Raw genomic sequence first — 25,982 nt, 5'->3', positions numbered from 1 at the left:
TAAGATAGACATCTTTAATATTTTTATTTATTATTTTATTTCTCAAGCTTTTAATACAACTTTTTCTTTCTACAAAGATTCTGAACTTCAATCATAGCGATTAGAATTATGATTTTAAAAAGTGAAATATAAATATATTAATATAAAATACTGCTTATTATTACATAAAGAATAGTAGTGTTGTTGCATGAACTGTCCGTATTTATTTAGGATAAGTAGCGTGGCTCCACTTGTCAGCTAGCTGAGGAACCCTATGGTTTACTCCTATACCGAAAAAAAACGTATTCGCAAAGATTTTGGTAAACGTCCACAAGTTCTGGATGTACCTTACCTTCTTTCTATTCAGCTTGATTCTTTTCAGAAATTTATCGAGCAAGATCCAGAAGCTCAATATGGATTGGAAGCAGCCTTCCGTTCTGTCTTTCCAATAACAAGTTACAGCGGCAACTCTGAATTGCAGTATGTAAGCTATCGTCTAGGTGAGGCTGTTTTTGATGTAACTGAATGTCAGATCCGAGGAGTGACGTATTCCGCGCCATTACGTGTTAAATTACGTTTAGTAATTTATGAACGTGAAGCATTAGAAAATACTGTAAAAGATATAAAAGAACAAGAAGTTTATATGGGTGAAATTCCACTCATGACTGACAATGGTACTTTTATTATAAATGGAATAGAGCGTGTTATTGTTTCACAGCTCCATCGTAGTCCTGGTGTATTTTTTGACAGTGATAAAGGTAAAACACATTCTTCGGGTAAAGTACTATATAATGCTTGTATTATTCCTTATCGCGGTTCATGGCTTGACTTTGAGTTTGATCCGAAAGATAGTTTATTTGTTCGTATTGATCGCCGACGTAAATTACCTGCTAGTATTATATTACGTGCATTAAATTACACTACTGAACAGATTTTAGATTTATTTTTTGAAAAAGTAATATTTGAAATTAATAATAATAAATTACAGATGGAATTGATACCTGAACGCCTACGTGGTGAAACTGCCTGTTTTAATATTGAGGTTAATGGTATCATTTATGTTGAAAAAGGTCGTCGTATTACTGCTCGTCATATCCGTCAACTAGAAAAAGATAATATTCAAAAAATTGAGGTATCAGTCGAATATATCATTGGTAAAGTTATTACTAAAGATTATGTTAATAAAATGACTGGTGAACTAATTGTTTCAGCAAATACAGAACTTTCATTAGAAATATTAGCTAAATTAAGTGAATCCGGTTATAGACGGATTGAAACTCTTTTTACTAACGATTTAGATCATGGTCCTTATATTTCTGAAACTTTACGTATTGATCCAACCAATGATCGTTTAAGTGCTTTAGTTGAAATTTATCGTATGATGCGTCCAGGTGAGCCGCCAACACGTGAAGCAGCAGAAAATTTATTTGATAATTTATTTTTTTCTGAAGATCGTTATGATTTATCTGCAGTAGGAAGAATGAAATTTAATCGTTCTCTTTTACGTAAAGAAAATGAAGGTTCTGGTATCCTTAGTAATGAGGATATTATTGATGTCATGAAAAAACTTATTGATATTCGTAACGGTAAAGGAGAGATAGACGATATTGATCATCTTGGAAATCGTCGTATTCGTTCTGTAGGAGAAATGGCGGAAAATCAGTTTCGTGTTGGATTAGTACGTGTAGAACGGGCAGTAAAAGAACGTCTTTCTTTAGGTGATCTTGATACACTCATGCCACAAGATATCATAAATGCTAAACCTATTTCGGCTGCAGTAAAAGAATTTTTTGGTTCTAGTCAATTATCACAATTTATGGATCAAAACAATCCTCTTTCTGAGATTACACATAAACGTCGTATTTCAGCCCTTGGTCCAGGTGGTTTAACACGTGAAAGAGCAGGTTTTGAAGTACGAGATGTACATCCGACACACTATGGTCGAGTATGCCCTATTGAAACGCCAGAAGGTCCTAATATAGGACTAATTAATTCATTATCTGTATATGCACAAACTAATGAATACGGTTTCTTAGAAACTCCTTATCGTCGTGTTATTAATGGTATCGTTTCTGATGAAATTCATTATTTATCTGCGATCGAAGAAGGCAATTATGTTATTGCACAAGCAAATGCAAAACTAGACGAAAAAGGAACATTAATAGATGACTTTATTACTTGTCGAAACAAAGGAGAATCAAGTTTATTTAGTCGTTATCAAATTGATTATATGGATGTTTCTACTCAACAAATAGTTTCTGTTGGTGCATCTCTTATTCCATTTTTAGAACATGACGACGCTAATCGAGCATTAATGGGAGCAAACATGCAACGACAAGCAGTACCAACCTTACGTGCTGATAAACCATTAGTTGGTACTGGTATGGAACGCGCTGTTGCAGTTGATTCTGGTGTAACTGCTGTTGCTAAAAGGGGTGGTATTGTTCAGTATGTTGATGCTTCACGTATCGTGGTAAAAGTTAATGAAAATGAAATGTGCATTGGCGGAGAGGCTGGTATAGATATTTATAATCTAACTAAATATACCCGTTCTAATCAAAATACCTGTATTAATCAAATACCTAATGTTTTCCTTGGTGAACCAGTAGAGCGCGGTGATGTTTTAGCAGATGGTCCATCTACTGATCTTGGTGAATTAGCACTAGGTCAAAATATGCGTGTAGCATTTATGCCATGGAATGGTTATAATTTTGAAGATTCAATTCTGATTTCTGAACGTGTGGTACAAGAAGATCGTTTTACCACAATTCATATCCAAGAGTTATCTTGTATATCACGTGATACTAAACTTGGATCTGAAGAAATTACTGCTGATATTCCTAATGTAGGTGAAGCTGCTCTTTCTAAGCTAGATGAATCTGGTATTGTTTATATTGGTGCAGAAGTAACTGGTGGAGATATTTTAGTCGGTAAAGTAACACCAAAAGGAGAAACTCAACTCACTCCAGAAGAAAAACTTTTACGTGCAATTTTTGGTGAAAAAGCATCTGATGTAAAAGATTCATCATTGCGTGTACCTAATGGTGTATCTGGTACAGTGATTGATGTACAGGTTTTTACGCGCGATGGTGTAGAAAAAGATAAGAGAGCATTAGAAATTGAAGAATTACAATTAAAAAAAGCAAAGAAAGATTTATCGGAAGAATTGCAAATCCTTGAATCAGGATTATTTAGTCGTGTCTATACAGTATTGATTGCTAGTGAAATTAATATTAAAGATTTTAAAAATAAACCACGTGAACAATGGTTAGAAATACATCTATCTGATGAAAAAAAATATAATGAGTTAAAACAATTATCTAAACAGTATAATGAATTAAAAATCGAATTTGAAAAAAAAATTGAAGCTAAGCGTATAAAAATAACTCAAGGTGATGATTTAGCTCCTGGTATTTTAAAAATTGTTAAAGTTTATTTAGCTGTTAAGCGGCAAATTCAACCTGGTGACAAAATGGCAGGACGTCATGGTAATAAAGGTGTTATTTCCAAAATTAATCCAATAGAAGACATGCCTTATGATGAAAATGGTATGTCGGTTGACATCGTACTTAATCCATTAGGTGTACCATCACGTATGAATATAGGTCAAATTTTAGAGACTCATTTAGGTATGGCTGCTAAAGGTATTGGTAATAAAATTAATGAAATGCTAAAAAAACATGAAAAGATTAGCCATCTACGCGACTTTATGCAACGCGCTTATGATTTGGGTACTGATATACGTCAAAAAGTAGATCTTAGCGGTTTTTCTGATAGTGAAATATTACGTTTGGCAGAAAATCTAAAACAAGGTATGCCAATTGCTACTCCTGTATTTGATGGAGCAAAAGAAAGTGAAATTAAAGAGTTGTTACAGCTTGGTGAATTACCTACATCTGGACAAATTACTTTATTTGACGGTCGTACTGGCGAAAAGTTTGAGCGTCAAGTGACGGTTGGATATATGTATATGTTAAAACTTAATCACTTAGTTGATGATAAAATGCATGCACGTTCCACTGGTTCTTATAGTTTAGTTACTCAACAACCACTAGGTGGTAAAGCACAATTCGGTGGTCAACGTTTCGGTGAAATGGAGGTATGGGCATTAGAAGCATATGGTGCCGCATATACTCTTCAAGAAATGCTTACTGTTAAGTCTGATGATGTAAATGGTCGTACGAAGATGTACAAAAATATTGTTGACGGTAATCATCAAATGGAACCAGGCATGCCAGAATCATTTAACGTTTTATTAAAAGAGATTCGCTCTCTAGGTGTTAATATTGAACTGGAAGACGAGTAAGCACTTGTAACTGGTTATGAGGGACACTATCCTTAGGATGTGCGTTCCTGGAAGGTTTTATTCCGACGGGAGCTAATTCGTGAAAGATTTACTTAATTTTTTAAAATCACAAAATAAAATTGAAGAATTTAATTTAATAAAAATTGCTTTAGCTTCACCAGATATGATTCGTTCATGGTCTTTCGGTGAAGTTAAAAAACCTGAAACTATTAATTATCGTACTTTTAAACCTGAACGTGACGGTCTTTTCTGTGCACGTATTTTTGGACCTGTAAAAGATTATGAATGTTTATGTGGTAAGTATAAACGTCTTAAACACCGTGGCGTAATTTGTGAAAAATGTGGTGTTGAAGTTACTCAAACTAAAGTACGTCGTGAGCGTATGGGTCATATTGAATTAGCTTCACCAACTGCACATATTTGGTTTCTTAAATCATTACCATCTCGTATTGGTTTATTATTAGATATGACTTTACGTGATATTGAACGTGTTTTATATTTTGAATCTTATGTAGTTATTGAATGTGGCATGACTAATTTGGAAAAACGTCAAATTCTTACAGAAGAGCAGTATCTTGATGCACTAGAAGAATTTGGTGATGAATTTGATGCAAAAATGGGTGCTGAAGCTATTCAATCATTACTAAGAAATATGGATATACAACAAGAGTGTGAATATTTACGTGAAGAACTTAACGAAACAAATTCTGAAACTAAACGAAAAAAATTAACTAAACGTATAAAACTATTAGAATCATTTGTTCAATCTCATAATAAGCCAGAGTGGATGATATTAAATGTTCTACCAGTATTACCACCTGACTTACGTCCTTTAGTTCCATTAGATGGTGGTCGTTTCGCTACGTCAGATTTAAATGATTTATATCGTCGTGTTATTAATCGTAATAATCGGTTAAAACGTTTATTAGATTTAGCTGCTCCTGATATTATCGTTCGTAATGAAAAACGTATGTTACAAGAAGCAGTAGATGCACTTTTAGATAATGGTCGTCGTGGTCGTGCTATTACTGGATCTAATAAACGTCCGCTTAAATCACTAGCAGATATGATTAAAGGTAAACAAGGTCGTTTTAGACAGAATTTATTAGGTAAACGTGTAGATTATTCTGGTCGTTCTGTTATTACTGTTGGTCCATATCTACGGTTACATCAGTGTGGTTTGCCAAAAAAAATGGCATTAGAACTATTTAAACCATTTATCTACGGTAAATTAGAGCTTCGCGGTTTAGCTACTACTATCAAAGCTGCAAAAAAAATGGTTGAACGGGAAGAATCAGTAGTATGGGATGTTTTAGATGAAGTTATAAGAGAACATCCCGTTTTATTGAATAGAGCACCAACTTTGCATAGGTTAGGAATTCAAGCGTTTGAACCAGTTCTGATTGAAGGTAAAGCAATTCAATTACATCCGTTGGTTTGTGCAGCCTATAATGCGGATTTTGATGGTGATCAAATGGCTGTTCATGTGCCACTAACTCTTGAAGCACAGCTTGAAGCACGTGCACTTATGATGTCTACTAATAATATCTTATCTCCAGCTAATGGTGAGCCAATTATAGTACCTTCTCAAGATGTTGTTTTAGGTCTATACTATATGACGCGTGACAAAGTAAATGCTCAAGGAGAAGGTATGGTATTAACTGGCTCAAAAGAAGCTGAACGTGTATACCGTAGTGGTCATGCAGAATTACATGCTCGTGTTAAAGTACGTATTACTGAATATACTAAAAATGAAAAAAATAATAAAGAAGAATTTATTAAAAAAACTAGCCTAATAGATACTACTATCGGTCGTGCAATTTTATGGATGATTGTACCTAAAGGTTTACCATATTCTATTATTAATCAATCATTAGGTAAGAAAACTATTTCTAAAATGCTAAATACTTGTTATCGTATATTAGGATTAAAGCCTACTGTTATTTTTGCTGATCAAACTATGTATACAGGTTTTGCTTATGCAGCTCGTTCCGGTGCTTCTGTAGGAATAGACGATATGGTTATTCCAGAAAAAAAAGCTGAGATTATTGCAGAAGCTGAAATAGAAGTTGCTGAAATTCAAGAACAATTTCAATCTGGTTTAGTAACTGCAGGTGAACGTTATAATAAAGTTATTGATATATGGGCTGCAGCAAATGAACGTGTTTCTAAAGCAATGATGGATAATTTACAAACTGAATCTGTAGTTAATCGTCATGGTCAAGAAGTACAGCAAGTATCATTCAATAGTATTCATATGATGGCTGATTCTGGTGCACGTGGTTCTGCGGCTCAGATTCGTCAGTTAGCTGGTATGCGTGGCTTAATGGCCAAGCCAGATGGATCAATTATTGAAACTCCTATTACAGCTAATTTTCGTGAAGGTCTAAATGTCCTTCAATATTTCATTTCAACCCATGGGGCACGTAAAGGTTTAGCAGATACTGCTCTTAAGACAGCAAATTCAGGATATCTGACACGTCGTTTAGTTGATGTAGCACAGGACTTAGTTGTTACTGAAGATGATTGTGGTACTTTTGAAGGTATCATAATGACTCCAGTTATTGAAGGAGGTGATGTTAAAGAACCTTTACGTGAACGTGTTTTAGGTCGTGTAACAGCAGAGAATATATTTAAACCAGGTACACTAGAAATTTTAATACCGAGAAATATCTTAATTGATGAACATTGGTGTGACGTAATTGAATCATATTCTGTTGATAATATTAAAGTACGCTCGGTAGTTAATTGTGAAACTGATTTTGGAGTTTGTGCTCACTGCTATGGTCGTGATTTAGCTCGTGGACATCTGATTAATAAAGGAGAGGCTATAGGTGTTATAGCAGCACAATCTATTGGTGAACCTGGTACACAACTGACAATGAGGACATTCCATATTGGTGGAGCTGCATCACGTGCTGCTACTGAATCTAGTATTCAGGTAAAAAACAGAGGAATTATCAAGCTTACTAATGCAAAATCAGTCACAAATTCTTCAGGTAAATTAATTATTATTTCACGTAATGTAGAACTAAAAATGATAGACGAATTCGGTCGAACTAAAGAAAGCTATAAAGTTCCTTATGGTACCGTTATGGCTAAAAATGATGGTGAGAAAGTTTTAGCTGGTGAAACCGTAGCAAACTGGGATCCTCATACTATGCCAGTAATTACTGAAGTTAGTGGTTTTATTCGTTTCGTTGATATTATAGATGGTCAAACTATTATTCGTCAAACTGATGATTTAACTGGATTATCATCTCTAGTTATTTTAGATTCCTCAGAACGTACTTCTGGTGGTAAAGATTTAAGACCTGCATTGAAAATTGTAGATGCTCACTATAATGATGTTCTGATTCCAGGAACTGATATGCCTGCCCAATACTTTTTACCAGGAAAAGCAATTGTACAGTTAGAAGATGGAGTAAAAATTAGCTCTGGAGATACTTTAGCACGTGTACCACAAGAATCTGGTGGTACCAAAGATATTACAGGTGGTTTACCAAGAGTCGCTGATTTATTCGAAGCAAGACGTCCAAAAGAACCAGCTATTTTAGCCGAAATTAGTGGAATTATATCTTTTGGAAAAGAAACGAAAGGTAAGCGTCGTTTGATAATTACTCCAGTTGATGGTAATGAAGTATATGAAGAAATGATTCCTAAATGGCGTCAATTAAACGTATTTGAAGGAGAACGTGTAGAACGTGGTGATGTTATTTCTGATGGTCCTGAGTCTCCACATGATATTCTCCGTTTACGTGGTATTCATGCAGTAACTCGATATATTACTAATGAAGTACAAGAAGTATATCGCTTACAAGGAGTTAAAATCAATGATAAGCATATCGAAGTAATAGTTCGCCAGATGTTACGTAAAGTAACTATAGTAAAATCAGGTAATTCTCTTTTTTTAGAAGGAGAACAAGTAGAAATTTCTCGAATAAATATATCTAATCGTGATTTAAAAGCTAATGGTAAAGTAGAGGCAACTTATATACGTGAGCTATTGGGTATTACAAAAGCTTCTTTAGCAACTGAATCATTTATTTCCGCAGCATCATTTCAAGAGACTACACGTGTATTAACTGAGGCTGCAGTAGCAGGCAAACGAGATGAACTTCGCGGACTTAAAGAAAACGTAATTGTAGGTCGTTTGATTCCGTCTGGTACTGGTTATGCTTATCATCAAGATCGTATGCACCGTCGTCATTTAAATGAAACAAATACTTATGCCTATTCACATCTCACTGCAGATGAAGCCTCTGCAAACTTAGCTGAGTTGTTAAACTCTAGTTTAAAACGTAGTAATTATGACGAGTAGTGTAAACTAAAGCAAAATATATTGTATATAATATACAAATGAGAATTAGTAAAATATTTCCTATAAAATTTTTTGATAAAAAAATAATAAATTTTATTTTAAATTTTTTTATTTAATATAATTACATGCTTGGTAGATAATGATAAATAAGATAAAAAATGGTTAATGATAAATAATTGATGTTAATAATTAATAGTTCAAATACGTAATATATCAAGCATATTTTAAAAATTTAGTAGAAGTTTATTTAATTCTTACTTGATTGAATCATACTTGATTGAATCATATTCAAGTTTTAAATCTATTTATTATTAAACTTATATTAATAATCTTTTTTTTCTATCATTTTTAATAACGTAAGTGTTGTATTACGCCAATCTGTTGATTGGATAATAGCACTTACTAAAGCAATACCACCTACTCCAGTTGCTAATATTTCTGGCACGCAAGATAATGAAATACCGCCAATAGCAACAGTCGGTATATTATAATTTTTTAAAAGTACCAAATGATGTTTTAATCCAATTATACCTTGTGGTTTTAAGGGCATATTTTTAGTTATTGTAGGAAAAATATGCCCTATTGAAATATAGGAAGGTCTTAGTGCTATTGCACGATTTAATTCAATTTTATTATGTGTTGATATACCTAAACGTAAGCCTGCTTGTTGAATTTCAATTAGATTAGCAAGATCTAAATCTTGTTGTCCAAGATGTATACCATAAGCATTATATTGTATGGCTAAATGCCAATAATCATTAATGAACAAACGAGCACAATATTGTTTACCTAAAACGATAGCATCGTGCACTATATTTTCAATTTCATTATCTTGACGATTTTTGATACGTAATTGTATAGTGCATACTCCTAGATCAAGTAAACGTATCATCCATTCTAAACTATCGACAATTGGATATAAGCCTAATTTATCTATTGTCCTTGGAAAATCATCCATCATATTTACTCCTTAAATTTAATTTGTTCTTCAATCCGATTATAAATATTGTTAGTATACAAATTACTATTATTGTATTTAAATAATATTTTTAATGTTTACTATTTATCTGATTTATCTATTTTTTTAATAGTCTTAGTTTTCTTTTCTTGACGATAAAAAAATTTACGTACTTCCCGTGTAATTTTCATCGAGCAAAACTTAGGACCACACATTGAACAAAATGTAGCTACTTTATTTGATTTTTGTGGTAATGTTTCATCATGATAAGTACGTGCAGTATTTGGATCAAGTGCTAAGTTAAATTGATCTTCCCAACGGAACTCAAATCGTGCTTTTGATATTGCGTTATCTCTAATTTGTGCACCTGGATGACCTTTAGCTAAATCAGCTGCATGAGCAGCAATTTTATACGTTATAAGTCCTTGTTTAACATCTTCTTTATTTGGTAAGCCAAGATGTTCTTTAGGAGTAACGTAGCATAACATAGCACATCCAAACCATCCAATCATTGCTGCACCAATACCAGAAGTAAAATGATCATAACCAGGAGCAATATCAGTAGTTAAAGGGCCAAGAGTATAAAATGGTGCTTCATGACAATATTTTATTTGTTCAATCATGTTACGATGAATCATATGCATTGGTACATGTCCTGGTCCTTCAATCATTACTTGTACATCATATTTCCAAGCTATTTTTGTTAATTTACCCAGCGTATGAAGTTCAGCAAACTGAGCTGTATCATTAGCATCTTGAATTGAACCAGGACGTAAACCATCACCGAGAGATAACGATACATCATAAGAGCTACAAATCTTACAGATTTCAAGAAAATTTTTATATATAAAATTTTCTTTACGATGGTACATACACCATTGAGCCATAATAGAACCACCACGTGATACAATCCCTGTGAGTCGTTTAGTAGTCATTGGGATATAATCTAATAATATTCCTGCATGAATAGTAAAGTAATCTACTCCTTGCTCTGCTTGTTCTAATAATGTATCGCGAAAAATATCCCAGTTAAGATTTTTTATAACACCATTTACCTTTTCTAGTGCTTGATAGATTGGTACTGTACCGATAGGAACAGGACTATTACGTAAAATCCATTCACGAGTTTCATGAATATAACGACCAGTAGAAAGATCCATAACAGTGTCAGCACCCCAACGTGTTGACCATATAAGTTTTTCGACTTCCTCTTCAATAGAAGAACTAATAGCTGAATTGCCAATGTTGGCATTTATTTTTATTAAAAAATTACGTCCTATAATCATAGGTTCTGATTCAGGATGATTGATATTAGATGGAATAATAGCTCGTCCGTTTGCTATTTCTTGACGTACAAATTCTGCTGTAATATTTTTTGGTAACTCTTGTTTACCGAAATTATAACCAGAGTGTTGTTGTAGCAATACCTCACTATGGATCCGTTCTCGTCCCATATTTTCACGGAGAGCAACAAATTCCATTTCTGGTGTAATAATACCTTTACGTGCATAATGAAGTTGAGTGACGCGATGTCCTGTTTTAGCACATCGTATTTGTGGAATATTTTCAAATAGTAAGTGTTCTATATTGTTATCTAATGTTTTCTTTTGATTATTATTAAAATTAAAAGCATGAACAATTTCACTGTCGCAGCGCTCAATAATCCAGTCAGTTCGTAGTTTCATTAAACCATGACGTATATTAATTATTGCTTCTTGATCTCCATATGCTCCTGCAGTGTCGTATACTATTATCGATTCATTTTTTTCATATTGTTGTTTTTTTTTTGTATCTCTTATACAAGTAGGGTTGAGCTGAATTTCACGCATAGGAACACGAATATCAGCACGACTACCAATGATCCATATACGTTTTGAATTAGGATAATAAGATCCGTGCAATGAATCAATAAATTCTTTGGCTCTAAAATATTTTTCGCGTGGAGAAACTTTTTCAGTAAACATAGAAAATTTCCTAAGTATTAAAAAATAATTATCTAGAAGCAAATATTAGAAAGATTCATCTTTAAAAAGATGAATCTTTCTAATATTTGCTTTGAACATTAAATTAAAAGTTTAATAATATAAAAAAAGTCTATTAAATATATAAAAAATTACGTTATAAATAAATTATTATAATCTTATTTATTATGGAGAAATAGTTTTACTTTTATAATTCACTTTATGATGACAAGAAAAATATTTATTTAGAACAAGTTTAATTAACTGATCTTCTAAAGTAAATCGCGATTCTAATAATTCTCCAGTTTTAGATAATGATCTCTGAAATGATGTATAATTATTTTCATTAATTGGTTTCTGTAAATAATTATCGTATAATTGCATTAAATCTTTAGTATTATTTTCTATTAAACAATAAATATTATTAATAGAAGTAATTCGTGGTACATAATTCTGCATTTCACTAAATATTTTTTCATAAACACAAAAATGACTAATAAAAAGATAATCGATTAAACTATAACAAAAAATATCTAATGCTGTTTCATCTAATATTGTAAGAAGGTTTTTATTAGGTTTTATACCTATTAATCTATAATACTTTACAAGTAGTTGTCGACGAGTAAGTAATAATATACTCACTACTTTTTTATTAACGCCACATACACGATTTAGTAAGTTGCTTAACAGCTTAAGCATATGAGGCTCCAGATGTAAACCACTAGAGTTTTACAGAGTAATTAAATACTTAAAATAATAATAAGTAATATTACATTTAAGTATAGTTACTAATTAATATAATATCAGCCGTAATTAAAAAAATAACTACATCATTAATTCATAGGAAGATAAAATAAAAAGCAAATTTAATTTACTGCTAGATACTTTATATAAAAATTTTCTATACTTAAAGTTTAAGTTAAAACTTATATATTTAATAGTATAGTTTAATTGTTAGGAAAAAATAAGTATTTATCTTTATTGAAATTAATTGAGATAGCCTTATATGATTCAATTGAAAAATGATCGTTATTTACGTGCTTTATTAAAAAAACCAGTAGATATTACCCCAGTATGGATGATGCGTCAGGCTGGTCGTTATTTACCAGAGTATAAAGCCATTCGTAATGCAGCAGGTGGATTTATGTCGTTATGTAAAAATGCTGAGTTAGCCTGTGAAGTGACATTACAACCCCTACGTCGTTATGAATTAGATGCAGCTATTATTTTTAGTGATATATTAACTATTCCAGATGCTATGGGCTTAGGATTATACTTTACGACTGATGAAGGACCAAAATTTTCCAATCCTATTAACTGTCGTGCTGATGTAAAAAAGTTATTCATACCAGATCCTGAACATGAACTTAATTATGTAATGAATGTAGTTCGTACTGTACGTTATAATCTTAAAGGAAAAGTACCTTTAATTGGATTTTCTGGTAGCCCATGGACATTAGCAACTTATATGGTGGAAGGCGGTAGTAGTAAATCATTTAAAAAAATCAAAAAAATGATGTACAATGAACCACAGATTCTACATTTATTATTAGATAAGTTAGCCGAAAGTGTGATTTTATATTTAAATGCTCAAATAAAAGCTGGTGCTCAATCAATTATGATATTTGATACTTGGGGTGGTATATTAACTTCAGATGATTATCTTGAATTTTCACTATATTATATGCATAAAATCGTTGATAATCTTTTATATGAGAATGAAGGAATTCGCGTACCAGTTACACTATTTACTAAAGGAGGTAGTCAGTGGCTAGAAAAAATGGCAAATACTGGCTGTGATGCACTTAGCTTAGATTGGACTATAGATATTAAAGATGCACGATTGCGGGTTGGAAATAAAGTAGCTTTACAAGGTAATATGGATCCCTCTATGTTATACGCAAATTCAGATCGTATTGAACAAGAAGTTGCTAATATTTTAAAAAAATTTGGATCAAATAATGGCCATATATTTAATCTTGGCCATGGTATTCATAATGATATTTCACCTGAAAATATTAATGATTTTATTGAAGCTGTACATCGTCTTTCACGAGTTTATCATTTAAAATAAATAAGAAACAATATATATATATTACTTATTTTTCAATAAGAGTTATATATATTATTTTAATATCAAATTATAAATAATACTATATTAATTATCACATTTATATGTATTTTTAATTTATTTTTCCTCATATTATTATTCTATAAATAAGCTATGCTTGAATATAGTAGTTAATTAACTTAAAGATTTTGTATAAAATTATTATAGTTATTTATTATAAGTATAGATAAATAAAAATTTATTAATTTCGTTTAATAACTTATATAAATTTTATTTTATGAGTTAGTAATTATAAAATATTAAATCATTATACAGCATACAGCATACAGCATACAACATAAAAAATATTTGGTATATATAGTATTTAATAATTTTTTTTTAAAGATATTATTGAGTAATAACACACTAATAAAATATATCAAAATAGTATCCATTAATTAAATTAAATTAAATTATTGAAATATTATGATTTATCATATAAAAACAATGTTAAAATATATTAATGTATAGATATCGTATTTATTTGATTTTAAATTATAGATATAGTTATTATTAGTCAGATATTAAATGTAAATTATGATTGTTACTAATATTTATCTACTTTAATATCAAGAGTAACCATCGATTTGTTGTTAAAATTTTTTTTTATAAAATGAATAATCAATAATAAGTAAATATGTATTAATTAATATAAAATTTTATAATATTCTATATTATACAAAGAGTAATTATTACATCTTAAATAAAATATTATAGTTTCTGATAAAATGAATATTGAAATCTATACTCATTCTAAAATATGTAAATATAAAAAATATTTAACATTAAGTATAAAAATAATTTTTAGCTCAAATTAATTATTACAAAGTAATCTAAATTGAAAATATTTAAACCTTTAATTTATTATGAATATGTGTATTTAAGTTTAAAATATATAAAGATTTTCAATCTAACATTTGTTTTTAGTTTAATACATTTAAGGATAACTTATGAATAAAAATCAATTAATTAATGTAATAGCAGAAAAAGCTAATTTACCTAAAATTCAAGCTAAAGCAGCATTAGAATCTACTCTTGCTGCTATTACTGAATCTCTAAAAAATGGCGAAAAAGTACAACTTGTTGGTTTTGGTACTTTCAAAGTAAATTATCGCGCTGCAAGAGCTGGTCGTAATCCACAAACTGGAGAAGAAATTAAAATAGCTGCAACAAACGTCCCAACATTTGTATCAGGTAAAATATTAAAGGACGCTGTTAAATAGATATTTAAATTAATGTTTAAATACATTATTATCTATAATAATTCATATCAATAGAATAAAAAGATATAATGTTTGTTCTTTTAAAATAGGTTAACTATATAATTAGTATATAAATTAATAAAATAATAAATATTATTTTATTAATTAAAATTTATTTTAATGAAATCCTATAAAAATTAAATTTAGTTAATCTTTCTTTAGATTAATTAATATAATCAGAGAATTAATAAATATAAATATGTAAAATTTAACTATGCAACAAATATATCTTTCAACAAAAAAAATATAAATTCTGATAAAAATAAAATTTTATTTCTTTGAATTAAGTAATTTGTCGCATAAAATAAGGTAATTAAAAGTATGATTCTTTAAATTAAACAAATAATAAAAAATAGAATTAATTTAATATTTACGATTTATAGCACGATATCCGATATCTTGTCTATAAAAACTGCCATCCCAAAAAATCTTTTTTACTATTGCATAAGTATTTTTCTTTGCTGCAAGGATATCTTTACCCATTGCAGTAATACATAACACACGTCCACCATTAGTCAATATTACATTATTTTTTAAGATAGTACCTGCATGAAATATCTTTCCATTTGGTATGGTAGTTAGAGGTAACCCATAAATACGGGAACCAATATTATATTGATTTGGATAACCATTTGAGGCCATGACAACACCAAGTGCATAATACGGATTCCATTGTATTTTTTCACTATCTAATTGACCATCAATAGCAGCTAAACATAATTTTACTAAATCAGATTGTAACCTTAACATAATAGGTTGAGTTTCTGGATCTCCTAACCGACAATTAAATTCAATTACTTTAGGATTACCTAATTTATCAATCATTAGACCTACATATAAAAAACCAGTATAAATATTCCCTTCATTTTTCATTCCGTTTATAGTTGGCCAAATAATATTATTGATAATATTATGATGAATATTATCAGTTACTACTGGAGCTGGAGAATAAGCTCCCATTCCTCCAGTATTTACACCAGTATCGTTATTACCGACCCTTTTATGATCTTGACTAGTAGCTATAGGTAAAATATGATTACCATCAACCATTACGGTAAAGCTAACTTCTTCACCATCCAGAAAATCTTCAATGATAATACGATGTCCAGAATCTCCAAAATAATTATCAGATATCATATTTTTTACTATATTTTCTGCTTCCTGATGTGTCATTGCTATAAATACACCTTTACCTGCTGTTAATCCATCAGCTTTAATAACTATAGGTAATTCTTTTTTACGTATATAAATTAAAGCTGGTTCTAATGTAGTAAAATATTTATATTCAGCAGTAGGAATGTTATAACGTACAAGAAAATCTTTAGCAAAAATTTTAGAACCTTCTAGTTGAGCAGCAGATTTTGTTGGACCAAAAATTTTTAAATCTGCATTTTCAAAAACATCTACTATACCCATTACTAGTGGAACTTCAGGCCCTACAATTGTTAAATCTATTTTTTCTTGCTTTGCAAATTTTAATAAAGACAATATATCATTGGATTGAATATTAACATTTTTTATTGATAACTCTAAAGCTGTACCAGCATTTCCAGGTGCAACAAACACAATATCCACTAATGCTGATTGAGCAGCTTTCCATGCTAATGCGTGTTCACGGGCGCCATTACCAATTACTAAAATTTTCATTTTTTACAATTATCCTAAAAATTAATGACGAAAATGACGCGTGTTAGTAAATAACATAGCAAGATTATGCTTATTAGCAGCATTAATTACTTTATTATCTCTAATTGAACCACCTGGTTGGATAACACAAGTAATTCCAACTATTACTGCTTCTTCAATACTATCAGGAAAAGGAAGAAAAGCATCTGAAGCCATAGAGGCTCCTTTTATTTCTAAACCTTCTTCACTAGCTTTAATACTAGCTATTTTAGCAGAATATACTCGATTCATCTGACCAGCACCGATGCCAATAGTCATATTATTATTTACATATACAATAGCATTAGATTTTACAAATTTTGCCACTTTCCAACCGAATATAGCGTCACGTAACTCTTTAGCATTAGGATGGCGTTGTGTAACTACTTCTAGTTGATCCATATTGACCATATAAAGGTCTCTATCTTGTACTAACAAACCACTAGTTACGCTCTTAATATCTAAACTAGGATTAGTTTTTTTCCATCGTCCGCAGATCAAAACACGTATATCTTGTTTAGTAGAGATTATTTTTAATGATTCTTGACTAGCAAAAGGAGCTATAATAACTTCAACAAACTGACGGTTAATAATAGCTTGTGCAGTATGTTTATCTAACTCTCGGTTAAATGCTATTATTCCACCGAAGGCAGAATTTGGATCTGTCTTGTATGCTCGATTATAAGCATCAAGAATTGAACATCCAATTGCTACTCCACATGGATTAGCATGCTTAACAATAACACATGCTGGTTCAAGGAATTCTTTTACACACTCTAACGCAGTATCTGCATCAACAATATTATTATAAGATAACTTTTTTCCTTGCAGCTGTTGTGCCGTAGCAATAGAAATATTAGTTATATTTTTTTCAATATAAAAAGCAGCATTTTGATGTTTATTTTCTCCATAACGCATGTCTTGTTTCTTAATAAAGTTAAGATTTAATATATCTGGAAATGGATTATGACTAATTAATTTATTATTGTTATTGTAATCTGGTAATAAAGTTTTTTTAAAATAGTTAACTATAATTTTATCACAGGCAACAGTATGCTCTAAGGCCTTAATAGCTAATTTAAAATTAGTATCAAGTTGAACAGAATTCTTATAGTTATCTAGTTCGTTTACAATAGTTTTATAGTCACTTGGACTAACTATAATTGTGACATCTTTATAATTTTTTACAGCGGAACGTATCATCGTTGTTCCTCCAATATCAATATTGTCCACTGCATCTTCTAATGTACAATTATATTTTTGAATAGTTTCAAAAAAAGGATAAAGATTAACGACAACCATGTCAATTGGTTTAATATTATGAGCGATCATTATGTCATCATCATGACCACGGCGACCAAGAATGGCACCATGTATTTTTGGATGTAGAGTTTTGACTCTTCCTTGCATTATTTCTGGAAAGCCTGTGTAATCAGAAATTTCTATTACTGGTATTCCACTATTTTTGAGCAATCTTGCAGTTCCACTCGTAGAAATGATTTCTATTCCACGCTGATAAAGTTCTTGAGCAAATTCAATAATATTAGTTTTATTTGAAACACTGAGCAAAGCACGTTTTATATGATGAGATTGTTGCATGCTTATTTTATCCATATCATTGCTTTATTAACTTTAAATTGTAGGGTTTTAATTATATAAATAAATGATATTACTTTTATGGTTATAATAGATATATGGTATTTATGTATATATGTATAATATTTTGAATGATATATATATCTTAGTGTAAATAATAATTAATATATACAAAGTTAAAATTATAAATAATAAAATAACTCACTTATTAATTGAAATAAAATAGACAATATTGATTATATAATCTTAGTGTTTTTTAAATTAATACCATAAATTATATTTTAAATTTAATTATAAATAAATTATAATCAATTAACTATTAAAATTTATTTTTACTTTTAATAATTAAATAAAAATAAAAGAGATATTTTCTTGTATCAAGAAAACATAAATAATGAAAACATTAATTATTTATTGCAGTCGCAACGGACAAACTCGTAAAATTGCCAATTTCATTGCTAGTATATTGGAAGTACAACAATCTTGTAATGTAATAGACCTTTTAAAAGTTAATAATATTAACATTGATTGGACTCAGTATGATCGTATATTAATTGGAGTTTCTATTTATTATGGTCATTTTAATCCGATTTTAATGAAATTTATTACCCAATATCAAAATCAGTTAAATGAACGTATCAACGGATTGTTTAGTGTAAGTCTAGTAGCACGTAAAACTAACAATTATATACCAACAAATAATTCTTATATTTATAAATTTCTTAAAAAATCACCATGGCGACCTGATTGTTGCGCTATGTTTGCTGGTGCTTTATGTTATCCTAATTATTGTTGGTTTGAACGTATAATGATTCAATGTATTATGCGTATAACAGGACGAGAAACAGATACTTCTAAAGAAGTTGAATATACAAATTGGAATCAAGTAGTTATCTTTTCTAACTATTTTTTACAATTATCAAAGATTGCCTAATTTACTTAAGCTTTATATTTAAAATATTTAATATCGATATATTGGATTGTGCCCAAATTAATTTGAAAAAATAACCATTTAACTGATTATATAAATAATTAAAAATGGATTATCTTTATAGGATAAAGTATGTTGTCTAATTTATTAGATAATCGATGTGGATACTTATAGGTATAAGATCAGTATCTTTAGATATTAAATATCAAATATTTAATGCATAAATACGTAATTTCATTGCTAATTTTAATTCACAGAACAATAAATAAACTTTAAACTTGAAGAGTTTGAACATGATTTAGATTGAACGCTGGCAGTAAGCCTAATACATGCAATTCGAACGGCAGTACAAAAGAGCTTGCTCTTTGGTTGGCGCGAGTAACTGACGGGTGAGTAATGTCTGGGAAACTACCAGATGAAGGGGGTCAACTATTGGAAACGATAGCTAATATCGCATAATGTCGTAAGACCAAAGTGGAGGATCTTAGGGCTTTACACCATCGGATGTACCCAGATGGGATTAGCTAGTAGATGGGATAATAGCTCACTTAGGCAGATCTCTAGCTGGTCTGAGAGGATAACCAGCAACACTGGAACTGAGACGGTCCAGACTCCTACGAGAGGCAGCAGTGGGGAATATTGCACAATGGGCAAAAGCCTGATGCAGCTATGCCGCGTGTATGAAGAAGGCCTTCGGGTTGTAAAGTACTTTCAGTGGGGAAGAAGGCGATAAAACTAATAATTTTATCGATTGGTTTAATTCAATGCAACGTGAAGAACTTTACTTAACTTTAACATACAGAAAAATTTTCGGATATAAATCGGTATCTTTAGGATAGCTTAAGAAGTTCTATATGGCTGTTATCAGCTGGCTGTTATCAGCTCGTATTATAAAATATTGGATTAAATCCTGCAAACGAGCAACAACCCTTATCTTTTGTTGTTATTAGTTCTCCTAAAAAATTCAAAGGAGACTGCCGGTGATAAACTGGAGAAAGGTAGGGATGATGTCAGGTTATCATGATCCTTATGATTAGGGCTACACACGTGCTACGTCTATATTGGAGTCTGCAACTCGACTCTCTATTAAGTCGGAATTGCTAATAATTGTAGATTAGCCATACTATAGTGAATAAGTTCCTAAACCTTGTATTCACTGTCCGTCACCTCATGAGAGTAGATTGCAAAAGAAGTAGGTAATTTTATCCTTTTATAAAGGTAGTTTATTACTTTATGATTTATGACTGGAGTAAAGTAGTAACAAGATAACTGTAGGGAAATATGCGATTGAGATACCTTTTTAATCTAAGGATATTTTTCTATAAAGAAAAGTATTAATATTTAATATAATAAATATATCTAAAAACATAGAACAGTTATTTATAAAGATTTATAGCTTAGTTAGTTAATTATTTATATGATTTAATAAATATGATATCTGTTAGATATTAAATATTTTGTACTATATAGACTTTCCAAGTCTAAATTTTAAAAAATTAATATATATTTATTTGCATTTCTTCATTTTTTAAATCTTTTAATGTATTAATATTTTGAAAAAATGATTCTGATTCATTAAATTTAACTGCATGACCACCATTTTCAGAAAAAAATTGTATTAGACATCTTTTTTTATTATTAATTAACCAATTTTCAATAGGATCTATTAATTTACGATTTACTAGAGCAAGTGTAGGATGATCCTTTTTAAATGATTTTACCCAAACAGCTGGAGCATTATGTAAACGATGAAGCCACAAATTTTCAACATAATTAAATGGAATTCTAGGAGTATCGCAAGTACAACAAGCGATCCATTCCGTTTTACTATATTGTAATCCACTAAGGATTCCAGCAAGTGGACCAAGATAATTAATTATAGAATCAGTAATGACTTGATATCCACTTTTTTGATACTCTTTAATGTTACGGTTAACACTTATTAAAATTTGGTTTACTTGTGGTGCAAACCTATGCAAAACATGTAAATAGAGAGGTTTACCATGCAAAAGTATTAGACCTTTATCACTTCCTTGCATACGATTACCAAGTCCGCCTGCAAGGAGTACTCCAGTAAAATGTTTTATTTTTTTCATTGATTTTTTTATCTTCTATTTATTTTGAAAAATAAAAATATTTATATTTTATATATTAATATGAGATAGAACTATTTATAATGGGAAAATATAATAATTGTATATGATTAATATTTAATGATTAATATTTAAATTATATTTAAAATTATATTAATAAAATTTCATGTAAAATATGAACATTTAAAATTAATTAATTCTTTAAGATTTTTAATCTGGAAGTAAATAATCATTTATATATGATATTTATTATAAATGAGTATAATTTAATTATTTTCTATTTGGTAATATCTTATTTTTAAAATGATTTTTAAAATGAAAAAAATTTGGTTTCTTTTATTAAATTTAATATTCATATTTAATATCTCAGCAGAGCAGTTTGATGAAGGTAATCAATATATCACTTTATCAAAGAGAACAACTATTGAACCGCAAGTTTTAGAATTTTTTTCTTTCTTTTGTTCACATTGCTATGATTTTGAACGTATTTATCATATTAATGATACTATACAAAATAATTTACCGATTGGCATTAAGTTAATAAAATATCACGTTGATTTTCTTGGAAGTGATTTAGGGCATACCCTTACACATGCATGGGCAGTAGCTATAGCTTTGGGAGTAGAAGATAAAGTAATTGCACCTATTTTTGATGGAATCCAAAAAGATAAGAATATCTTTGACTCAATAAGCTTAAAAAATATCTTTATTAAAGCTACTGGTATTTCTTCTAAATATTATGATTTAGCATGGAATAGCTTTGTAGTTAGATCATTGATCTTACAGCAACAAAAAGCTGCATTGCAGTTTGATTTACATGGGGTACCGGCTTTTTTTATTAATGGTAAATATATGATTAATAATAGTAGATTAGATACTAGCACTATGCATAATTTTATCAATGATTACGTTAACATAATAAACTTCTTAATAAAAAAGAATTAAAAAGAATTTTTCTGCAAAGATTTAAATCTTATTATTTTAATTTAATATTTTTTGGAAATTAATTTCTTCATAATGATATTATTCTGAATTTTATGATTTGTTTTTTTACACATAAAATTATCAATAGCTTTATTATAAAGGTACATTTAAACTCTTTTATAATAAGAATTATATTTTTATGATATTTTTTAACTTTATTGAGTTATGGTATTATTATCAATCTAATTTTTATTTTAAGTATTGTATTATAAACACATTATAAATATATGGCTCAAATTATAACAAATCCTCTAATTTTAATTGATGGTTCTTCTTATCTTTACCGTGCATATTATGCTTTTCCATCTTTAATGAATAGTTTAGGTAAACCAACAGGAGCTATGTATGGCATACTAAGCATGATTAAAAGTCTTTTAATGCAATATAATACAAGTCATGTTGTTGTGGTTTTTGATTCTCAAGGTAAAACTTTTCGTAATGATTTATTTAAACAATATAAAGCGCATCGTCCTCCTATGCCAAATTCATTGATTATACAGCTTCAACCTATACATGCAATGCTAAAAGCTATGGGTTTACCAATATTACAAATTCACGGTGTAGAAGCAGATGATGTTATTGGAACATTAGCTCTTGAGGCAGAAAAAAAAGGACAAGAAGTACTGATTAGTAGCAATGATAAAGATATGGCACAGTTAGTTTCTTCACGTATTAAGCTAATAAATAGTATAACTCATACTATTCTTGGTCCAAAAGAAGTAGAACAGAAATATGGAGTACCTCCTTCATTAATTATTGATTTTATTGCTATGATGGGAGATAGTTCTGATAGTATTCCAGGTATCCCAGGAATTGGTCAAAAAACAGCAAAAACTATGCTACAAAGTTTTGGGAATATGTATTCTATTTATAATAACTTAGATAAAATAAATAAACTTTCATTTCGAGGTGCTAAAACCGTAGCGACTAAATTAAAAGCTAATCGCGATATAGCATTCATGTCTTATAAATTAGCAAAAATTAAAACCGATGTTGAATTAAAAATATCAAGTAATCAATTAATATTAAAAGAACCTGATTTTGATACTCTAAAAGATTTATTTTATTATTATGAATTTAATATTTGGCTAAAAGATATACAAAAAGGAAAATGGATTAAAAAAAACAAGGATACTCAAGAACAAAAAAACTTATCACCTAATAAAGGAAAAATAATAAAAACTACTATTTCGACATCATATCGTAATTATAATCTGATTTCAAATCAAACAATGCTTAATGATTTAATAGAAAAATTAAAAAATGCTAATGTTTTTTCTTTATCATTAGAAACTGATTCAGTTGATACATTAATCGCTAATATTATAGGTATTGCTTTTTCTATAAAATCGGGAGAATCTACTTATTTGCCAATTTACCATGATTTTTCTAAAAAAATAAATAAATTACATTGCGTAAAAATACTTAAACAACTTAAACCGTTATTAGAAGATAATAGAATATTTAAAATAGGTAAAAACTTAAAATACTATAGAGGTGTTTTAAATAATTATGGTATAGAATTAAATGGTATTAAATTTGATACAATGTTAGAATCTTATTGCTTAAATAGTACTAAAGGTAAGCATGACATAGTTAACTTAGCTGAATATTGGCTAAGTCGTAAAATTATAACTATAAAAGAAATAATTGATAAAAAGAAAAATAAAATTTATCTTGAAAAGATAGATTTTGAAAAAGTAGCTATTTCTACTTCTGAAGATGCTGATATTAATTTACAGATACACTTACAAATATGGCCAAAATTAAAAATCCAAGAAGGTCCAAAAAAGATTTTTGAAGAAATTGAAATACCTTTATTAAAGGTTATTTCACGTATTGAACGTAATGGAGTTTTAATTGATCGACTATTACTTGAACAATATTCTCAAGAAATTAGTATAAGATTAGCACAATTAAAGCAAGAAGCATATGAATTAACAGGTAAATCATTTAATCTTTCTTCAACTAAACAACTTCAAGTTATTTTATTTAATAATAAAAATACTCACCTAACTAGAAAAACTCCAAGTGGCGCTACATCAACTAGTGAAGCAGTATTAGAAAAACTAGCATTACATTATCCATTGCCTAAAATTATACTAAAGCATCGTAGCTTATTAAAATTAAAATCTACTTATATTGATAAACTACTACTTATGCTTCATCCAATTACAGGTCGTATACATACATCTTATAATCAAACAGTTACAGCAACTGGAAGGCTTTCATCTACTACACCTAACTTACAAAATATTCCAATAAGGAACAATGAAGGACGGAGTATTCGTCAAGCATTTATTGCTGGATCATATAAACGTATTATTACAGCGGATTATTCACAGATTGAATTGCGTATTATGGCACATATTTCTCAAGATAAACAATTACTATATGCTTTTGCCTGTGGAAATGATATACATAGTATTACTGCATCAGAAATTTTTGGAATATCTTTAGCAAAAGTTTCTAGTCATCAAAGACGTAGTGCAAAAGCAATAAATTTTGGTTTAATTTATGGTATGAGTCCATTTGGGCTAGCAAGAGAACTTAATATTAGTACTAGTGAAGCAAAAAAATATATAGATGTCTACTTTATGCGCTATCCTGGAGTTTTACGTTACATGCAAGAAACTCGAGAAAAAGCAAAAAAAAAAGGTTATGTTGAAACATTAGAAGGTCGTCGTCTTTGGCTACCTAATATAAAATCACATAATGCTACGCAACGTAAAGCATCAGAACGAGCAGCAATTAATGCTCCATTACAAGGTACTGCGGCAGATATAATTAAAAAAGCCATGATTGCTATTGATGAATGGTTACAACAACAATGCATAGATGATATAAAAATGATTATGCAAGTTCATGATGAATTAGTATTTGAAATTAGTGAAAATATCGTTGAATTTTCTATTAAAAAAATATGTAATTTAATGGAAAATATTATGCAGCTTGATGTACCATTATTAGTGACAATTGGTAATGGTAAAAACTGGGAGCAAGCATATTCTAAAATATAATAATTTTATATTAATAAATATTTAGTTTTGATAATTTTGATAATTAGTAAATAATTAAGTATTATCTTTTTTATATATTAAATATTATTTAATATATTCTTACATATATATAAAAGTCTTTATAAGAAGTAAATGTATTTACTGTTATCTAATTACAAAACCAACTATCAATCTTATGACTTAATTGATAAAGTCCTATCTTATTTAGTGAAGAAAAAATTTCTACTTGTATATCACTTCTAAATTCTAATAAACATTTATTACGTACTATCTCAAGTTGTATTTTCCGTAAGTTATGGTTTACTTTATCAGCTTTAGTTAACAATAATAATATTTGTATGTTACTTTGTATTGCTAATTTAATTATTTTGTTATCTAAATCTTTTAATGGATTTCGGATATCCATTAATATTACTAATCCTTTGAGAGTTTGGCGGCTCTGAAGATACTCAGTTAGTATGTATTTCCATTGGAACTTCATAGATTTTGATACTTTAGCATAACCATATCCTGGAAGATCTACCAAACGTTTTCCTTTCATAACTTCAAATAAATTAATTAATTGTGTTCGACCAGGTAATTTACTGGTATAACAAAGATTTTTTTGATTAACTAATGTATTGATAGCTCTAGATTTACCTACGTTTGAGCATCCAGCAAAAGCAATTTCAATACCAATATCTGCTGGGAGAAAATGAATATTTGGAGCACTTAACATAAAATGTGTAGCATGATAGTTAAAAGTAAGCAAAATTAAACCCTAGTAAAAATTATTAATTTTAAATTTTTTTATAAA

14 protein-coding genes and 1 rRNA gene are annotated in these 25,982 nt (G+C 29.4%); 8 read left to right on the top strand and 7 right to left on the bottom strand.

The window, feature by feature from the left end; all coding sequences use genetic code 11:
* The first annotated feature begins 253 nt into the window (after positions 1 to 253).
* Entirely contained in the window at positions 254 to 4,285 is a 4,032-nt protein-coding gene (gene rpoB / locus FD728_RS04440) for a DNA-directed RNA polymerase subunit beta (RefSeq protein WP_159935235.1), read from the top strand.
* A gap of 79 nt (positions 4,286 to 4,364) precedes the next feature.
* Positions 4,365 to 8,606 (top strand): DNA-directed RNA polymerase subunit beta', encoded by a 4,242-nt coding sequence (gene rpoC / locus FD728_RS04435; RefSeq protein WP_159935233.1) that lies wholly within the window; start codon positions 4,365 to 4,367, stop codon positions 8,604 to 8,606.
* A gap of 322 nt (positions 8,607 to 8,928) precedes the next feature.
* Here the strand turns inward: rpoC and thiE are convergent, their stop codons facing one another.
* The 3 genes from thiE to FD728_RS04420 all read right to left on the bottom strand — a co-directional run bounded on the left by thiE (position 8,929) and on the right by FD728_RS04420 (position 12,224).
* Entirely contained in the window at positions 8,929 to 9,567 is a 639-nt protein-coding gene (gene thiE / locus FD728_RS04430; RefSeq protein ID WP_159935231.1) for a thiamine phosphate synthase, read from the bottom strand.
* 98 nt (positions 9,568 to 9,665) lie between these two features.
* Positions 9,666 to 11,528 (bottom strand): phosphomethylpyrimidine synthase ThiC, encoded by a 1,863-nt coding sequence (thiC, locus tag FD728_RS04425; protein ID WP_159935229.1) that lies wholly within the window; start codon positions 11,526 to 11,528, stop codon positions 9,666 to 9,668.
* 183 nt (positions 11,529 to 11,711) lie between these two features.
* The gene (locus FD728_RS04420; protein ID WP_159935227.1) at positions 11,712 to 12,224 is read right to left on the bottom strand and encodes an Rsd/AlgQ family anti-sigma factor; all 513 of its coding nucleotides are present in this window, start codon (positions 12,222 to 12,224) and stop codon (positions 11,712 to 11,714) included.
* Positions 12,225 to 12,531: 307 nt separating this feature from the next.
* Between FD728_RS04420 and hemE the strand changes: the two genes are divergently transcribed.
* A complete protein-coding gene (hemE, locus tag FD728_RS04415; protein WP_159935225.1) occupies positions 12,532 to 13,599 on the top strand; it encodes a uroporphyrinogen decarboxylase in 1,068 nt (355 codons plus the stop codon).
* A gap of 986 nt (positions 13,600 to 14,585) precedes the next feature.
* On the top strand, positions 14,586 to 14,858 hold the full coding sequence (hupA, locus tag FD728_RS04410; RefSeq protein WP_159935223.1) for a nucleoid-associated protein HU-alpha: 273 nt from the start codon (positions 14,586 to 14,588) through the stop codon (positions 14,856 to 14,858).
* 402 nt (positions 14,859 to 15,260) lie between these two features.
* Here hupA and purD read toward each other — a convergent pair whose 3' ends face one another.
* The gene (purD, locus tag FD728_RS04405; RefSeq protein ID WP_159935221.1) at positions 15,261 to 16,544 is read right to left on the bottom strand and encodes a phosphoribosylamine--glycine ligase; all 1,284 of its coding nucleotides are present in this window, start codon (positions 16,542 to 16,544) and stop codon (positions 15,261 to 15,263) included.
* A 21-nt stretch (positions 16,545 to 16,565) separates the two neighbouring features.
* Entirely contained in the window at positions 16,566 to 18,161 is a 1,596-nt protein-coding gene (purH, locus tag FD728_RS04400; protein ID WP_159935219.1) for a bifunctional phosphoribosylaminoimidazolecarboxamide formyltransferase/IMP cyclohydrolase, read from the bottom strand.
* 391 nt (positions 18,162 to 18,552) lie between these two features.
* Between purH and hemG the strand changes: the two genes are divergently transcribed.
* Both hemG and FD728_RS04390 read left to right on the top strand, forming a co-directional pair.
* Positions 18,553 to 19,092, top strand: coding sequence for a menaquinone-dependent protoporphyrinogen IX dehydrogenase (gene hemG, locus FD728_RS04395; protein ID WP_159935217.1), 540 nt, complete (start codon positions 18,553 to 18,555; stop codon positions 19,090 to 19,092).
* 272 nt (positions 19,093 to 19,364) lie between these two features.
* Positions 19,365 to 20,392: ribosomal RNA gene (locus FD728_RS04390) — 16S ribosomal RNA — on the top strand.
* Between the two features lie 193 nt (positions 20,393 to 20,585).
* Here FD728_RS04390 and mobA read toward each other — a convergent pair.
* Positions 20,586 to 21,185, bottom strand: coding sequence for a molybdenum cofactor guanylyltransferase MobA (mobA, locus tag FD728_RS04385; protein ID WP_370516252.1), 600 nt, complete (start codon positions 21,183 to 21,185; stop codon positions 20,586 to 20,588).
* Between the two features lie 312 nt (positions 21,186 to 21,497).
* On the opposite strand from mobA, the gene dsbA reads away from it, so the two are divergent.
* Both dsbA and polA read left to right on the top strand, forming a co-directional pair.
* The gene (dsbA, locus tag FD728_RS04380) at positions 21,498 to 22,127 is read left to right on the top strand and encodes a thiol:disulfide interchange protein DsbA (RefSeq protein WP_159935215.1); all 630 of its coding nucleotides are present in this window, start codon (positions 21,498 to 21,500) and stop codon (positions 22,125 to 22,127) included.
* Between the two features lie 266 nt (positions 22,128 to 22,393).
* On the top strand, positions 22,394 to 25,186 hold the full coding sequence (gene polA, locus FD728_RS04375) for a DNA polymerase I (RefSeq protein WP_159935213.1): 2,793 nt from the start codon (positions 22,394 to 22,396) through the stop codon (positions 25,184 to 25,186).
* A 148-nt stretch (positions 25,187 to 25,334) separates the two neighbouring features.
* Here the strand turns inward: polA and yihA are convergent, their stop codons facing one another.
* Positions 25,335 to 25,937 (bottom strand): ribosome biogenesis GTP-binding protein YihA/YsxC, encoded by a 603-nt coding sequence (gene yihA, locus FD728_RS04370; RefSeq protein WP_159935211.1) that lies wholly within the window; start codon positions 25,935 to 25,937, stop codon positions 25,335 to 25,337.
* Between the last annotated feature and the right edge of the window lie 45 nt (positions 25,938 to 25,982).

The sequence above is a fragment of the Pantoea sp. Aalb genome, assembly GCF_009829985.1.
Lineage (GTDB): Bacteria > Pseudomonadota > Gammaproteobacteria > Enterobacterales > Enterobacteriaceae > SZZU01.
Note: the sequence above shows the minus strand (reverse complement) of the source record. Positions and strands in the feature narration are given on the sequence as shown.